Genomic DNA, 14,170 nt, shown 5'->3' with positions numbered 1-14,170 from the left:
TTTTAGGGGTCTGTTTCCGTTTGAAATTGGCCGTTGGTGTGACTCGATCACGAACTCACTGACAAAGCGAAGCTCGGTAACGACGCTCGTCTCCTATTGAGCAATCCGATAAAATCACAGGGTGTTTACGGCCTACAAATACACGCTTGACATGCTTGATTAGATTGTTCACGTTTTTGTGGAGTTTCACAAAAACGTTTTACGGCCTAAATTATGAATGCAAGAGAGCTTGAGAAGCTGCTCAAAAAGCATGGCTGTTCGTTTGAAACCCACAAGGGCGGTAGCGGTCACAAGACGATTCGCCGAGGAGATCGCACGAGCCAGTTGCCGATGCACGGCTCCCGAAAGGAGCTGGGTACCAGACTCGTCAACAAAATTCTGAAGGATTTGGAGATCGAGCTATGAATTGGTTCCGCTTGGACCTCTCCATGGACGACAACGAAACGTTTTTCGTCACGTCACCGGATTTCCCGGAGGTCGCCACATTTGGCGAAGACCTCGATTCCGCAATGTGCAACGGGCGAAATGCACTCGAAGAAGCGATCGCCGCGCGGATTGCCGCCAAACAACGCATCCCCGTCCCGCATCCGGAAGATGCCTCTCAGTATACGGTTCAACTTCCCGCCCTGACTTGGCTAAAAACCGTCCTATACATGCTCTGCTTCGAGCAAAATGTCTCGCGAGCTGAGCTGCAGCGCCGACTGGGATGGAAGCACAGGGAGCAGGTGGACCGCCTGTTCAAACTCGATCACGGAACCGGTTTGGACCAGATGGACCTCGCTCTGAAAGCGGTCGGTTGCGATTTGTTCGGCCGAATGGACATCCGATGGGATGAGGCAGCGTAAATAGCGCCGACGCTTCGGCAACGGAACGACGATCACGAGGTCGACCTCCATAAAAAGCCCGCCTCAAGCCTTCCAGTAATTCTTCATGATCTCCGCCGCCCAGTCCGGTTCGCGGACGTCACCGCGGGGCAAAAAGCCTTTCATCACCGGCTTGATGTCGAGGATCGGGGAGCCGTCGATGGCGTCGAGGCCGCGGACCTCGACGGTGGTGCCGGAGACGGCGACGATCTCGCAGACCGAGACGCCGATGCGGTTCGGACGGTTCTTGCCGCGCTGGGCGAAGATGCCGACCAGCGGCCAGTCCTTGCGGCCGCGCGGGTGGCGGGCGCCGGCGACGATTTTTTCGTCCGGCACCCGGTCGAACACGAACACCACCTCGGCATGGGAGAAGTCGGCAAGGCCGTAAAGCGCGTCTTCGGAAAAGCGCTCCGCGTCGAGTTCCAGCCGGCAGAGGCTTTTGCCCCAGTCGTCGTCTTCGGGGACATCGCGGCCGCCGCGCACGGTGCCGATCGGGTCGAGGTCGAGCTTCATGGCTTGAACGTTCCTTTGAATCTACTTGTCGACGGCGCGGGCGTCCCAGAGGCCGCGGGCGATGGCATCGAGAACGAAGTGCATAAGAAGCTGGCGCACGGTCTCGCGGGCATAGGTGGCGGGGCGCTCCGACAATTCGCACAGGCAGAGCGTGCGGGAAAGCTCCGGGGCGACGATCGGCCGGGCCATCAGCCGGCCGGCCTCCAGGTGCTCGCGCATGAGGTGCCGGGTGCCGATGACGCAGCCGAGGCCGGCGAGCAGCGAGCCGGTGATCGCCTGCACCGAATTGAGGTGCAGCCGGGCGCGGGCCTCGAGCCTTTTCAGGAGCGCCGCGTCGTCGACGATGGCCCGCGCCGAGTTGCCACGGCGCAACAGGATGATCGGCAGGTCCAGAAGGTCGTCGAAGGCGAGCGGTTCCTCGGTATCGCCGATGACGTCGGCCCGGCCGATGCAGACCATACGCTCCTCAAGGAGCGGCTGGGAGCGCAGGCGCGGATCGAGCGGCGGGTTGTAGACCATGGCAAGGTCGATCTCCGAGGCCATCAGCTCCATGAGCGTGGCGCCGGAAAGGCTTTCCGACAAGGCAAGGCGCAGCTTCGGATAGTCGCACGCGACCTTTTCCAGGAGCGGCACGCCGATGGTCTTGACCGCGGAAAAGGCCATGCCGACGGCGACCTCGCCGGAGATCTCCCGGCCGGCGTCGCGCACGTCCCGCTCGGCGCTGGCGATCGCACGCAGGATCACCCGCGCATGCCCGAACAGCCGCTCGCCCGCCGCCGTCGGCTGCATGCCGCGGGGTTTTCGGACAAAAAGCGCGGTCGCCAGTTCCTCTTCCAGGTTGGCGAGGTGGTGACTGAGGGCCGAGGGCGCGATATGAAGCGCCTCGGAGGCCCGCGACAGCGACCGGGCCTCGAAGATCGCGGCGAAGTAACGGAGCTGGCGGGAGTCCATCTTGCGTTCTGTTTTTTCGAATGATGAGTTCGAATCAATAGAATTTCGAAAATGAACCGGCAACACTAAACTCCGCCGCTCGTCAACAAGAGCAACAAGGGCAGGGAGCCCATGGAACCAGCTTTCAAACCGCTCGACGGCGTCCGCGTCGTGGAGATGAGCCACATGATTCTCGGACCGTCCTGCGGGATGTTCCTAAGCTTCCTCGGCGCGGAGGTGATCAAGGTCGAGCCGCCGGAGGGCGACAAGACCCGCGACCTCACCGGCATGGGCCGGGGGTTCTTTCCGACCTTCAACCGCGGCAAGAAGTCGGTGACGCTGGACCTGAAGTCCGACGCCGGCCGCGCCGCCCTCGACAAGCTTTTGAAGACCGCCGACGTGTTCGTGGAAAACTTTCGCGACGTCTCGCTCGCCAAGATGGGCTTTGCGCCGGAGATGCTGCGCGAGAAATATCCGCGCCTCGTCGTTGCCTCCTGCAAGGGCTTTCTGCACGGCCCCTATAAGGAGCGCACGGCGCTCGACGAGGTGGTGCAGATGATGACCGGCATGGCCTATATGACCGGACCGACCGGCCGGCCGCTGCGCATCGGGTCCTCCGCCAATGACATTATGGCGGGCCTCTTCGGCGCCCTGTCGGTGCTGGCGGCCCTGTTCGAGCGCGACAAGGACGGCAAGGGCCGCGCCGTGCGCGTCGGCCTTTTCGAGAACTGCCTGCTGCTCGTCGCCCAGCACATGGTGCAGTTCGACATCGAGGGCCGCGAGGCGCCGCCGATGCCGGAACGGGATTTCTCCTGGCCGGTCTACGACATCTTCGAGACGGTGAGCGGCCGGCAGATCTTCGTCGGCGCCGTCACCGAGGGCCAGTGGGGCATCCTGTGCCGGATCCTGGAGCTGCAGGAGCTTCTCGACCATCCCGACCTGCAGTCGCGCATGGCGCAGATCGATGCCCGCGAGTGGACCGTGCCGATTTTTGCCAAGGCGATCGCCAAGCGCGACTTCGACGAGCTGGCCGTCGCCTTCGAGGAGACCGGCATTCCGTTCTCGCCGATCGCCCGGCCGGCGGAGATGTATGACGACCCCCACGTCAACCGGCCCGGCGGTCTCATCACCACGACGATGGCCGACGGCACCACCTTCCGGGCGCCCGGCCTGCCGGTGGAGATCGACGGCCAGTCCTTCACCTGCCACGGCGAATACCTCGCCGACATCGGCGCCGACAGCACCGAGGTGCTGACGGAACTCGGCCTTTCCGAAGAGGAAATCGCGGCCGCGCGCGGCGCATCCAAGGGGGAGGCGGCATGAGCCGGGCGAGCGAGATCTACCCCCGGGCCCGCGTCTCCTTGCGCGAGGTGGGCTTGCGCGACGGGCTGCAACTGGTGAAGGCCTTTCCCTCGACCGCGGGCAAGGCCGAATGGATCAAGCGGGCGCATGGTGCGGGCGTGAGGCATTTCGAGGTCGGCTCGTTCCTGCCCGCCAGCCGGATGCCGCAATTCGCCGACCTTCGCGAGCTCATCGGCGTCATCGCCGGCCTTGAGGGCGCACGCTCGGCGGCGCTCGCCCTCAACGAGCGCGGCGCGGACGATGCGATGGCGTCCGGCGTCGACGAGGTGGTGTGCGTCGTCTCGGCAACGGAAGAGCACAGCCAGGCCAACATGCGCCGCTCGCGCGCGGCGGCGATCGATCTCGTTCGCAGTACGGCCGAAAAGGCCGCCGGCGCGCCGAAGCGGCCGCTGGTGATGGCCGCGATCTCCATGGCATTCGGCTGTTCCATCGCAGGTCCCGTCGACCCCGCCGAGGTGGTGCGGCTTTCGGAGGCCTGCCTCGAGGCCGGCGCCGACATCGTCGGCATCGCCGATACGGTCGGCTTCTGCGGTCCCAAGCAGGTCGAAGAGCTGTGTGAGGATATCGGCAAACTCTGCGGCGATACTCCCTATTCGGTGCACCTGCACGATACCCGCGGCATGGGCATCGCCAATGCGGCGGCGGCCCTCAATGCCGGCGCGCGCATCCTCGACGGGTCCATCGGCGGCCTCGGCGGCTGCCCCTTTGCGCCGGGTGCCACCGGCAATGTCGTCTTCGAGGACCTCGTCTATCTGTGCGAGACGATGGGCTTTGCCACCGGCATCGACCTTGAGGCATTGTTCCCGGTACGCGAGATCCTGAAGACCGAAATGCCGGACGAGCCGCTCTACGGCGCGCTCGCAAGGGCCGGCCTTCCGGCGACGGTCACCTACCGGCACTGACCGGCTCTAGCCAATCCCACCCCACCGATGCATAAGGACGACAGTCAGGGAGAGATCATATGAAGCTGTCACACATTCTCGCCGCCGCCTGCATGCTCGCCGCCACGTCGACGGCGACGATGGCGGCGGAGACCATGCGCTGCAGCCACCAGCTTCCGCCGGGCCACCACATCGCCAAGGTCATCGACCGCTGGGCCGAAGAGGTCGAGAAGCAGTCGAACGGCGATATCGATGTGCAGATATTCGGCGCCAGCAGCCTCGTCGGCGCGCGCGAGAACATCGTCGCGACCGCCAAGGGCGACGTGGAATGCGCGTTCTCGGTGAACTTCCAGTGGGGCAAGACCCTGCCGATCATGAACGTCACCATGGCGCCGTTCGCCTTCAGCGATCTCGACATCTGGCGCAAATGGCCGGAGTCGGAAGCCGCCGCGTTCCTCGATGAAAAGCTTGAGGACAAGGGCCTGAAGAACGTCGTCTGGCTGTTCACCACCAATACCTCGGTGTTCACTTCCAACGACAAATACCTCTTGAAGCCTGAAGACTTCGACGGCGTGAAGATCCGCGGCCTGGAGCCGTCCTTCAACGCCTCGCTGGAAGCGCTCGGCGCAGCGCCCAGCTCCATGTCCGGCTCCAAGGTCTACCAGGCGCTCGCCACCGGCGTCATCGATGCCGGCCTCACCGACATTGCCGCCGCCGTCTCGCGCAAATATTACGAGGTGCAGGACCACTTCGTCGTGCTGCCGGTGATCTCGGTCTATTTCCACGGCTACGTGAACCCGAAATTCTATGACGGGCTTTCCGACGCCAACAAGGCGGCGCTGAAGGCGGCCGGCGACAAGGCGGCGGAATGGGCCATCGAGGCCTCCACGGAAGCCGCCTCCAAGGCGCCGGACCAGCTCCGCGAAAAGGGCGCCGAGGTGCACATCGCGACCGAGGAAGAGATCGACGCGCTGGAAGCCGCCATGCGGCCGGCCTTCGACGAGAAGTTCGCCGACAATGACGACGCCAAGAAGCTGATCGAGCTGATCGGCAAGCTTTAGGGGCTCCATGTCCGACGACGAACACGGCGAGGGGGCGCAGGACGCCCCCTCTTTGCCGAAAGGCTTCCTGACCTGGCCGGCCTGGCTCGGCGGCATCGTTGCCTCCGCGCTCGTGCTGGCCGTCATGGTGCTGGTCGTCTATGCGATCCTGCAGCGCTATTTCCTCGATACACCGCTGAAATGGGGCGACGAACTCGCCGGCTACCTCTTGGTCGCGCTGGTCATGCTGGGGGCGGCGGAAACGCTCCGGCACGGCGAGCACATCGCCATCGACCTCGTCACCGACCGGGTCGGGCCAGGGCTGAAGCGGCTGCTTGCCGTCGTCGCCAATCTCGCCGTCATCGGCTTTGCGGTCGTGCTCGCCGTCAGCACCTGGGACTCCATCTCCTTTGCCTATGACTTCGGCTCCTATTCACCGGGCTATCTGGAAGTGGCGACCTGGATCCCGCAGCTCCCGATGCTGATCGGCGCCGGGCTCCTCATCCTCGTCGCGCTCGCCATCCTCATCCGCCACCTTGCCGGGAAGGACGCGGAATGACCGCGGTTGTCGTCTTTGCCGGGCTGATCCTCCTGCTTCTCATCGGCATTCCCATCTTCGCCGCCCTCGGCCTGATGGCGACGGCGATCCTGCTGATCTTCGAGGGCGACGTCTCGGCGGTCGCCGACACGGTCTTTTCGCACCTCAACAAGGACCTTTTGACCGCCATCCCGCTGTTCGTGCTGATGGCGCAGATCATGATCCGGGCGAAGGTGATCGACGACCTCTACGAGTTCGCGCACACCGTCGTCGGCCATATCCGCGGCGGGCTCGGTGTCGCCACCGTGCTGTCCTGCACCATCTTCGCCGCGATTTCCGGCTCCTCGGTCGCCACCGCCCTTTCCGTCGGCTCAAGCGCCGTGCCGCAGATGAAGCGGTTCGGCTATCCGACGCGCGATGCGCTCGGCGTCGTCGCCGCCGGCGGCACGCTCGGCATCCTCATCCCGCCGTCCGGGCCGATGATCCTCTATGCCATCGTCTCGGAGGTCTCGATCGGGGCGCTGTTCCTTGCCGGCATCATCCCCGGCGTCCTGATGGCGCTGGTGTTTTCGATCTTCTGCGTCGTCCAGGCGACGCGGCGCGCCGGCGTCAAGGCGCCGGAAATGGCGGCGTTCTCAAAGATGGTGGCAGCGACGAAGCGCTCGATTTGGGCGCTGATGGCGCCCCCCGTCGTCATGGGCGGCATCTATTTCGGCATCTTTACCGCTTCGGAAGCCGCCGCCGCCGGCTGTGTCTATGCGCTTGCCGTTGCCGTCCTTGCCTACCGCAATTTCGGCATTTCCGATCTCTGGGCCTGCGCGCAGCAGACCATGCGCACCTCGGTGATGGTGTTCATGATCATCGCCGGGGCGGCGATGTTCGGCCATGCCATCACCATCATCCGCCTGCCGGTCGGCGTCACGGAGATGGTCGCCAATCTGGGGCTCGGGCCGATCGGCTTCATCGTCGCGGTGATGGGCCTCGTCTTCGTCCTCGGCATGTTCCTGGAGACGATCTCCATCATCCTGATCACCACGCCGATCCTGTTGCCGACCATGCACGAGCTCGGCATCGACCCGATCTGGTACGGGGTTCTCCTGATGATCAATCTGGAGCTGGCGCTGATAACCCCGCCGGTCGGCATGAACCTCTTCGTCATCAAGGGCATCACCGACGCGCCGCTCTCCGATGTCGTGCGCGGCGCGGCGCCCTTCGTCGCCCTGATGATCGGCGGGCTGGCCTGCCTGATCGCCTTTCCCGAACTTGCCACCTGGCTGCCCGCGACCTCCGGGTTCGGGCGCTGAGCGCACCGGTGTGACCCGTGGAAACCGCCGGGATTTCCGCGGATTCGCGTCTGTAGTGCTGACCTTTCCGCGCGAATTTGACCGAGGATATAGTATCATTTCCGAATGTTATTGATTTCTAATAGATGATACCAAAGGCTGATCCTCGCATCGGGCGACTCGGCACCTCCTCCTGACCATCCCCTTCCGCCGGTTTGCCGCTGACTGAATTTTCGGATCCGCCGCCGTTCCCGCCCGTCCAAGGGCTTGCGACCGGATGCGATGCGCGGGCAAGAGGGGCTGCCTTAAGGGAGACGCCGCAATGGGCAGGGTGCGCAATTCGGCCGAGCTTTTCGCGACCCTGCTCCTGTTCTGGATTCTTCTGAACGGAACGCTGGCGCCCGGAACGCTCGCCGTCGGCGCCGCGGCTGCGATTGCCATCGTCCTCTTCTACACCGACGGGCTGTCGTTCCTGTCGCACTTTCAGCCGGTGCCGCGCTCCTTCACCGCCTCCATCCTCTTCGTTTTCTATTTCCTGCGGGAGCTCGTGCGCTCGAACATCGCGCTTGCCCGCATCGTCTTGTCGCCGGAGCTGCCGATCAAGCCGGGCATCGTCAAGGTGAGGACGAAGCTGAAAAGCCCGATGGGCCGGCTGCTGCTCGCCAATTCCATCACCCTGACGCCGGGCACACTCTCCGTCGAGCTCACCGGCGAATGGCTCTACGTGCACTGGGTGACGGTCGACGCCACCGACAATGAGGGGGCGACGGCAAAGATCGTCGCCGGCTTCGAGCGCTATCTTGAGGTCATGTATGGTTGAGGTCCTGATCACCGTCGCCGGTGTCATCGCCGGCGCGGCCTTCCTCCTGGCGCTGTTCCGCTTCGTCAAGGGACCGCGCGCCGTCGACAGGGTCATCGCCTTCGACGTTCTCACCATCATCGCCATCACCGGCATGGTGCTGGTGGCGCTGGTCGAAGGCCGGGTCATCTATCTCGACGTGGCGCTGGTCTACGCGCTTCTCTCCTTCCTCGGCGTCATCGTCATCGCCCGCTACCTGGAAGGAGCGTCGTGATGCTCGACCTTCTCGGCGCCCTCGTGCTCGTTGCCGGCACCGTGTTCCTGCTTCTCGGCGGGCTCGGCCTCTACCGCATGCCGGACACCTTCAACCGCATCCAGGCCGGCACCAAGACGACGACCCTCGGCACGCTCCTGACCCTTGCCGGCGTCGCCCTCCTTGAGCCGGCCTGGACGCTGAAGCTGCTCCTCATCGGCCTGTTTCTGCTGTTCACCAATCCGCTGTCATCCCAGGTGCTGGCGCGCGCGGCGCATCGCACGAGGGTGGCGCAGACGCATGAGGTTCAGGTCGACCGGCTCGCCGACGATACGGGAGAGACGGCATGAGCGCGTTCCTGCCCGTCATGAGCGTCGTCGTGGCGCTCGCCACCATCGGGGCGGCGTTCGTTGCCATCCGCGTCGACAGCCTGCCGGTGGCGATCCTGTCGGCCGGCGCCGTCTCGCTGTTCGCCTCGGTGCTGTTTCTGATCCTTGCCGCGCCGGACGTTGCAATGACCGAAGCGGCGATCGGCAGCGGGCTCACCACCTTCCTCTTCTTCTTCGTGCTGGGACGCGTCGGCGGCGGGGAGCAGGACCATGATTAGGCACGCCCTCGCTGTTTTCTTCTTGCTCGGCCTCGGCACGGTGTTCGCCGGGCTGCTGCTGGGTTATTCGCCCGACACGGAGCTGAACCTGACGGCGCGCTACTACGCGGAGAACACGGCCAATGACCTCGGCGCCGCCAACATCGTCACCGCGATCATCGTCACCTATCGCGGCCTCGATACCCTCGGCGAGGTGACGGTGCTGTTCCTGACGGCGGCGATCGTCGCGCTGGTACTCGCTCAATCACGCCATCAGCCGGGCACGCCGCAGCGGGTGCTGCCGCCCTCCGGCGAGTTGCTGCATACCGGCAGCCGGCTGTTGGTGCCGTTGATCGTCCTCTTCGGCGTCTATGTCTTCGTCAACGGCCATCTGACGCCGGGCGGCGGCTTCCAGGGCGGTGCCATCGTCGCTTCGTCGATGCTCTTGCTGCTCCTCACCGACCCCCTGCGTCGCTTCGGCCACCGCATGATCGCGCGGGTGGAGTCGCTGTCGGGGCTCTTCTACGTGGCCATCGGCGTCCTCGGCCTGGTGCTCGCCGGCGGCTTCCTCGACAACCGCATCCTGCCGCTCGGCGATTTCGGATCGCTGTTCTCGGCCGGCGCCATCCCGATCATCTATTCGCTGGTCGGCCTTAAGGTCGGGGCGGAGTTCAGCTCCATGCTGGTCAATCTTTCCGAGACGGAGAAGCCGCAATGATCCTCGTTTCCATGGCGGCCGGGTTCCTGCTGATCCTGATGGGGCTCTACGGCGCGCTCACCAACCGCAACATCCTGAGGATGATCGTCGCCTTCACTATCGCCAGCACCGGCGTCAACCTGGTGCTGGTCTCGGTCGGCTACCTCGCCGGGCGCACCGCGCCGATCCTCGACGCGGCCGTGCCGGTGGCCGACGCCGCCGAGCGGATCATCGATCCGGTGCCGCAGGCCCTGGTGCTGACGGCGATCGTCATCGGCCTCGGCATCACTGCGCTGATGCTCGCCTACGCCTTCAAGCTCTACGAGACCAAACGCACGCTCGATATCTCCAAATTCACGGAGCTAAAAGGGTGAGCCCGATCCTGATCATCGCCATAGGCCTCGGCACCGCGTTCCTGCTGGCCTTCCTCGACAATCGGCTGCGCGCTACGGCCTACGCGATCACGCTTGTCGCGCTCGCCGTCATGAGCTGGATCGCGGCCGACTGGCTGTTCGCCCTGTCCTCCGGCTCGACCGGCCCGGTCGAGATCTTCACCGCCGGCACGAAGCCGCCCTTTGCCATCAATCTGCGCATGGGGCTGGCGGAAGCCGCGCTGACGCTGCTGATCACGGTCACGGGCCTCCTTGCGGCCGTGTTCCTCAAAGAGCCGATGATGCGGCTCGGGCGGCGGTCGATGGCGGTGCTCCTCATCGCCACCATGTCGTTCGCCGGCATCGTGCTCACCCGCGACGTCTTCAACCTCTTCGTCTTCTTCGAGCTTGCCGTCATCTCCACCGGCGGCCTGGTGCTCCTGTCCGACGACGCGCGGGCGCTGTCTGCCGGCTTCAAATATTTGATAGTCTCGCAGGTGATCTCGATCCTGCTCCTCATCGGCATCATCTTCCTCTACCACGCCGGCGGGTCGCTCAATATCGACGACCTCGCGGCTGCGTCCGCCGCCGGCAATTCGACGGTGCTCCTGAAGTCCGGTGCGCTCGCCTTCTTCCTTCTCTTTATCGCCCTCGTTGCCGAGTTGAAGCCGTTCCCGGCGAATGGCTGGGCGCTCGATATCTACGAGTCCGCCCATCCGGCGTTCTCCGCGATCTTTTCCGCCGCTGCCGGCGCGGCATCGCTCTACGCGGTCGACAAGGCGCTCCTCATCGGCGGGCCGGCCTGGCTGCCGGTGGCAACCGCCATCGGGCTTTCCACCTTCGTTGCCGCCAATGTGCTGGCGCTGTCGCAAACCAGCGACCGGCGGCTGCTCGGCTATTCGTCCGTTGCCCAGATCGGGCTCGTCTTCGCCGTCATCGGCCAGAAGGACCTTCTGGGCGACCAGTATCTCTTCATCGCCGGCGGCATCCTTCTGGCGCATGCCGTCGCCAAGGCCGGGCTCTACTGGCTCTCCGGCACCCTGCCGGAGCGGGCGCTGACGTCCTGGGCCGAGCTGAAGCACCACCCGGTGCTGCTGTTCGCCTTTGCCTCCTTCGTTGCGATGCTCGTCGGCCTGCCGCCCTTCCCGGGCTTCTATGCGAAGTGGCAGCTCGCCCATGCGCTCGCCGCCGACGGCCGCTATCTGGTGCTCGGGCTCATCCTCCTCGGCGCCCTCATCGAGGCCGGCTACCTGTTCAGGTGGTTCGGCTATGCCCTGAAGCGCGAGGCACCGGCGCAGCAGGTCGATCTGTCGCTGCACAAGATCGGCGTGGTGCTCATCGCCGTCGCCGCCGGCTGGGGGCTCGGTTACCTCTGGGGCGACCTCTCCGGTCTCGGCAATGTGCTGACGGCGCTGCCGCTGCTCTTTGCGCTTTCCTTCCTTGCCCTCGACTGGCTACCGGCGAAGGTCAAGAACGCGATTGCGATTGCCGGTCTCGTCGCCTGGTTCCTGGTCAGCTATCCGGGTTACGACCCGCTGAGGCTTATCTTCGGCGTCATCATCCTGATCGGCGGCGCGGTCATTTTGCTGGCGAGCTTCGAAACGCACGGCCGCCGCATCGGCTTCTACCCGTCCGCCATGCTGATGTATGCCGGGCTCGCCATGCTGATCGTCGCGGAAGACTCGTTCGGCTTCTTTGCGGCCTGGGAAATCCTCACCCTCGGCTCCTATTTCCTGATCCTCAGGGGCAAGAAGTCGGAACCGCACGCGCTCTCCTACATCGTCTTTTCCCTCGGCGGCGCCTTTGCGATCCTCGCCGGCTTTGCCGTCGCCGCGCAAGGCACCCAGCCCTTCGCCCTCCAAGGCCTTGCCGACGTCTCGGCGACCTTTGCTCCTTACGTCTTCATCCTCCTTGCCGCCGGCTTCATGACCAAGACGGCGGCGATCGGGCTCCATATCTGGCTGCCGGGCGCCCATGCGGAGGCGGAGACGGACGTCTCGCCGATGGTCTCCGGCATCCTTTTGAAGGCCGGGCTCTACGGTTTCTTCATCTTGCTTATGACCATGGGCAAGACCCAGTTTTACGGTGTCGAGCTCACCTATGTGCTGCTCTGGATCGGCGCGCTCTCCGCGCTCCTCGGCAACCTCATGGCGATCTTCCAGGAGGACGCCAAGCGGCTGCTTGCCTATTCCTCCATCGGCCAGATGGGCTATGCGCTCTTCGGCCTTGCCCTGATGAACCATCTCGGCTGGCTGATGGCGCTGATGTTCGTCATCAACCACTATGTCTACAAATCGATGCTGTTCCTCTCCGTCGGCGGCATCGCAAAGCGCACCGGCACCAAGCTGATGTACCGGATGGGCGGGCTCATCACCCTGATGCCGCTCTCCTTCATCGCCGTCCTCGTCGGCATCATCGCCATGTCCGGCGTGCCGCCGCTCTCAGGCTTCGGCGGCCGGTGGATCTTCTACAACGCGATCATGAGTTCGGACGCCCGGCTGCCGATGGTGATCATCTTCCTCTCCGGCCCGATCGCCTTCCTCTACCTCTTCCGGCTGATCCACACGATCTTCCTCGGCCAGCTCAAGGACGAGCACCGGCGCCTGAAGGAAGCCCCGTTCTGGATCGTCCTGCCGCAGATGCTGTTCGTCGCCTTCCTGATCGGGTTCGCGATCTTCCCGGGCCTGGCGCTCCGCCGCGTCGATGCCTATCTCGGCTCGTTCTTCCCGAGCCACGGCCTTGCCTGGGAGGGCCTGACGATCACCAGCGAGTACGGCTACTGGAGCCCGGTCTCCATCATGATCGTCGTCGCCGTCATCTTCGTCGTGCTGCTCGCCTGGCTCGTCTTCCTCAACCACCGGGCCCAGAAGGTGAAGCAGTTCAACATCGTCTTTGCCGCGGAACGGCCCTACCGCCCCGAGACCACCCATTTCGCCTGGAATTTCTTTGCGCCCTACCGCAAGGCGCTGGGCTTCCTGACCGAACCGCTGGTCACCCGCTTCTGGGGCGGCATCACCGGCACGCTGCACGGCACCGCGGACCTCACGCGACGCTTCTATACCGGTGACGGCCAGGTCTACGCCTTCCACTTCGTCGGCTTCGTCGTCATCGTCTACCTGCTCTCCATGGGGGTGCGGCCATGACCTTCGAGTGGATGAAGATCCCCTTCGCCCTTTTGACGCTCTTCATCGTCGTCAATTACGGGCTGTTGCTCACTGCCCTGATGCAGAAGATCGCGGCACGGGTCGGCGGGCGCTACGGCATCCCGATCTACCAGAACTACATCGACCTTCTGAAGAACTACGCGCTCCGTAGCGCCATCACCCACGGCTTCATGTTCTATCTCGGACCGGTGTTCCGGTTGACCGGCGGCGTCGGGCTCTTGCTGTTCGTGCCGACGATCTATGGCTCGGCGATGTTCTCCAACATGTCGTTCGCCGGCGATTTGATCCTTGCGCTCTATTTCATCTTCTTCGGCTCGCTCGGCATGGCGCTCGGCGCCGGCGAGAGCGGCCATCCCTATTCGGCGATCGGCGTCTCCCGCGGCCTGTCGCAGGTGACGATGGCCGAACTGCCGCTGGCGCTCGCGGTCTTTGCCATCGCCGTGCAGTACCAGACGCTGTCGATCACGGAGATCGTCGCGGCCCAGCAGGGCGGGTTCCTGCACTGGACGCTCTTCACCAATCCGCTCGCCGTGATTGCCGCCATGCTCTCCTTCCTCGGCTCCATGATGCGCCCGCCCTTCGACGTGGTGCTGGCGCCGCAGGAAATCCCGATCGGGCCGCCGACCGAGTACCACTCGGCCTATCTGGCGCTGATGCAGACCAACCGGGTGATCTTTCCGATCGCCAAGATCGTCATCTTCATGAACCTCTTCTTCGGCGGCGCGTCGAACTGGCCGGTGTTTTTCGTGAAAGTCTTCGCGATCTACATGGTCTCGGTGCTGGTCGGCGTCGTTTTTCCGCGTTTCCGGGTCGAGCAGTCGATCCGCTGGTTCATGGTCTGGGCCGTGCCGATCGGCATCGCCGCCATTCTCATCGTGTGAGGGGTCAAC

Annotated in this window: 17 protein-coding genes; 15 read left to right on the top strand and 2 right to left on the bottom strand. The window is 64.4% G+C overall.

Annotated elements, in window-relative coordinates; genetic code table 11:
• Positions 1-213 precede the first annotated feature (213 nt).
• Both CH339_RS12525 and CH339_RS12520 read left to right on the top strand, forming a co-directional pair.
• On the top strand, positions 214-405 hold the full coding sequence (locus CH339_RS12525) for a type II toxin-antitoxin system HicA family toxin (protein ID WP_111434696.1): 192 nt from the start codon (positions 214-216) through the stop codon (positions 403-405).
• Positions 406-428: 23 nt separating this feature from the next.
• Positions 429-845 (top strand): type II toxin-antitoxin system HicB family antitoxin, encoded by a 417-nt coding sequence (locus tag CH339_RS12520; RefSeq protein ID WP_111434725.1) that lies wholly within the window; start codon positions 429-431, stop codon positions 843-845.
• Positions 846-908: 63 nt separating this feature from the next.
• On the opposite strand, the gene CH339_RS12515 is transcribed toward CH339_RS12520, so the two are convergent.
• Together CH339_RS12515 and CH339_RS12510 are read right to left on the bottom strand one after the other, a co-directional pair.
• Positions 909-1,376 carry an SAM-dependent methyltransferase gene (locus CH339_RS12515; protein WP_111434695.1) on the bottom strand — a complete coding sequence of 156 codons (468 nt, stop codon included), beginning with the start codon at positions 1,374-1,376 and terminating at the stop codon, positions 909-911.
• A 21-nt stretch (positions 1,377-1,397) separates the two neighbouring features.
• Entirely contained in the window at positions 1,398-2,327 is a 930-nt protein-coding gene (locus tag CH339_RS12510; protein ID WP_111434694.1) for a LysR family transcriptional regulator, read from the bottom strand.
• Between the two features lie 111 nt (positions 2,328-2,438).
• Here CH339_RS12510 and CH339_RS12505 point away from each other — a divergent pair, with 111 nt between their 5' ends.
• From CH339_RS12505 to CH339_RS12445, 13 genes are all read left to right on the top strand, one after another.
• Complete coding sequence (locus CH339_RS12505) at positions 2,439-3,629, top strand: CaiB/BaiF CoA transferase family protein (RefSeq protein WP_111434693.1); 1,191 nt, start codon at positions 2,439-2,441, stop codon at positions 3,627-3,629.
• On the top strand, positions 3,626-4,570 hold the full coding sequence (locus tag CH339_RS12500; RefSeq protein ID WP_111434692.1) for a hydroxymethylglutaryl-CoA lyase: 945 nt from the start codon (positions 3,626-3,628) through the stop codon (positions 4,568-4,570). The genes CH339_RS12505 and CH339_RS12500 overlap by 4 nt, the downstream gene beginning before the upstream one ends.
• 59 nt (positions 4,571-4,629) lie before the next feature.
• Positions 4,630-5,610, top strand: coding sequence for a TRAP transporter substrate-binding protein DctP (gene dctP, locus CH339_RS12495; protein ID WP_111434691.1), 981 nt, complete (start codon positions 4,630-4,632; stop codon positions 5,608-5,610).
• A gap of 7 nt (positions 5,611-5,617) precedes the next feature.
• Positions 5,618-6,148, top strand: a complete 531-nt coding sequence (locus CH339_RS12490; protein WP_111434690.1) for a TRAP transporter small permease — start codon at positions 5,618-5,620, stop codon at positions 6,146-6,148.
• The gene (locus CH339_RS12485; protein ID WP_111434689.1) at positions 6,145-7,431 is read left to right on the top strand and encodes a TRAP transporter large permease; all 1,287 of its coding nucleotides are present in this window, start codon (positions 6,145-6,147) and stop codon (positions 7,429-7,431) included. Before CH339_RS12490 ends, CH339_RS12485 begins: the two co-directional genes overlap by 4 nt.
• Before the next feature lie 301 nt (positions 7,432-7,732).
• On the top strand, positions 7,733-8,230 hold the full coding sequence (locus CH339_RS12480; protein WP_111434688.1) for a Na+/H+ antiporter subunit E: 498 nt from the start codon (positions 7,733-7,735) through the stop codon (positions 8,228-8,230).
• Positions 8,223-8,483 carry an MrpF/PhaF family protein gene (locus CH339_RS12475; RefSeq protein WP_111434687.1) on the top strand — a complete coding sequence of 87 codons (261 nt, stop codon included), beginning with the start codon at positions 8,223-8,225 and terminating at the stop codon, positions 8,481-8,483. The genes CH339_RS12480 and CH339_RS12475 overlap by 8 nt, the downstream gene beginning before the upstream one ends.
• Positions 8,483-8,812: a monovalent cation/H(+) antiporter subunit G gene (gene mnhG / locus CH339_RS12470; protein ID WP_111434686.1), complete on the top strand. Its 330-nt coding sequence runs from the start codon at positions 8,483-8,485 to the stop codon at positions 8,810-8,812. Before CH339_RS12475 ends, mnhG begins: the two co-directional genes overlap by 1 nt.
• Positions 8,809-9,069 (top strand): hydrogenase subunit MbhD domain-containing protein, encoded by a 261-nt coding sequence (locus tag CH339_RS12465; RefSeq protein WP_111434685.1) that lies wholly within the window; start codon positions 8,809-8,811, stop codon positions 9,067-9,069. The genes mnhG and CH339_RS12465 overlap by 4 nt, the downstream gene beginning before the upstream one ends.
• Positions 9,062-9,766, top strand: a complete 705-nt coding sequence (locus tag CH339_RS12460) for a Na(+)/H(+) antiporter subunit B (RefSeq protein ID WP_111434684.1) — start codon at positions 9,062-9,064, stop codon at positions 9,764-9,766. Before CH339_RS12465 ends, CH339_RS12460 begins: the two co-directional genes overlap by 8 nt.
• Positions 9,763-10,119: a sodium:proton antiporter gene (locus CH339_RS12455; protein ID WP_111434683.1), complete on the top strand. Its 357-nt coding sequence runs from the start codon at positions 9,763-9,765 to the stop codon at positions 10,117-10,119. Before CH339_RS12460 ends, CH339_RS12455 begins: the two co-directional genes overlap by 4 nt.
• The gene (locus tag CH339_RS12450; RefSeq protein WP_111434682.1) at positions 10,116-13,259 is read left to right on the top strand and encodes a proton-conducting transporter transmembrane domain-containing protein; all 3,144 of its coding nucleotides are present in this window, start codon (positions 10,116-10,118) and stop codon (positions 13,257-13,259) included. Before CH339_RS12455 ends, CH339_RS12450 begins: the two co-directional genes overlap by 4 nt.
• On the top strand, positions 13,256-14,161 hold the full coding sequence (locus CH339_RS12445) for a respiratory chain complex I subunit 1 family protein (protein ID WP_111434681.1): 906 nt from the start codon (positions 13,256-13,258) through the stop codon (positions 14,159-14,161). The genes CH339_RS12450 and CH339_RS12445 overlap by 4 nt, the downstream gene beginning before the upstream one ends.
• Positions 14,162-14,170 lie beyond the last annotated feature (9 nt).

It is taken from the genome of Rhodobium orientis, from assembly GCF_003258835.1.
GTDB lineage: Bacteria > Pseudomonadota > Alphaproteobacteria > Rhizobiales > Rhodobiaceae > Rhodobium > Rhodobium orientis.
This window is presented reverse-complemented; position numbering and strand designations above follow the sequence as displayed.

Coding starts and splice junctions, on each gene's coding strand:
- CH339_RS12500 (WP_111434692.1), top strand. CDS start 3,626: ATGAGCCGGGCGAGCGAGATCTACCCCCGGGCCCGCGTCTCCTTGCGC.
- CH339_RS12505 (WP_111434693.1), top strand. CDS start 2,439: ATGGAACCAGCTTTCAAACCGCTCGACGGCGTCCGCGTCGTGGAGATG.
- CH339_RS12510 (WP_111434694.1), bottom strand. CDS start 2,327: ATGGACTCCCGCCAGCTCCGTTACTTCGCCGCGATCTTCGAGGCCCGG.
- CH339_RS12480 (WP_111434688.1), top strand. CDS start 7,733: ATGGGCAGGGTGCGCAATTCGGCCGAGCTTTTCGCGACCCTGCTCCTG.
- mnhG (WP_111434686.1), top strand. CDS start 8,483: ATGCTCGACCTTCTCGGCGCCCTCGTGCTCGTTGCCGGCACCGTGTTC.
- CH339_RS12455 (WP_111434683.1), top strand. CDS start 9,763: ATGATCCTCGTTTCCATGGCGGCCGGGTTCCTGCTGATCCTGATGGGG.
- CH339_RS12485 (WP_111434689.1), top strand. CDS start 6,145: ATGACCGCGGTTGTCGTCTTTGCCGGGCTGATCCTCCTGCTTCTCATC.
- dctP (WP_111434691.1), top strand. CDS start 4,630: ATGAAGCTGTCACACATTCTCGCCGCCGCCTGCATGCTCGCCGCCACG.
- CH339_RS12465 (WP_111434685.1), top strand. CDS start 8,809: ATGAGCGCGTTCCTGCCCGTCATGAGCGTCGTCGTGGCGCTCGCCACC.
- CH339_RS12515 (WP_111434695.1), bottom strand. CDS start 1,376: ATGAAGCTCGACCTCGACCCGATCGGCACCGTGCGCGGCGGCCGCGAT.
- CH339_RS12525 (WP_111434696.1), top strand. CDS start 214: ATGAATGCAAGAGAGCTTGAGAAGCTGCTCAAAAAGCATGGCTGTTCG.
- CH339_RS12460 (WP_111434684.1), top strand. CDS start 9,062: ATGATTAGGCACGCCCTCGCTGTTTTCTTCTTGCTCGGCCTCGGCACG.
- CH339_RS12520 (WP_111434725.1), top strand. CDS start 429: ATGGACGACAACGAAACGTTTTTCGTCACGTCACCGGATTTCCCGGAG.
- CH339_RS12490 (WP_111434690.1), top strand. CDS start 5,618: ATGTCCGACGACGAACACGGCGAGGGGGCGCAGGACGCCCCCTCTTTG.
- CH339_RS12445 (WP_111434681.1), top strand. CDS start 13,256: ATGACCTTCGAGTGGATGAAGATCCCCTTCGCCCTTTTGACGCTCTTC.
- CH339_RS12475 (WP_111434687.1), top strand. CDS start 8,223: ATGGTTGAGGTCCTGATCACCGTCGCCGGTGTCATCGCCGGCGCGGCC.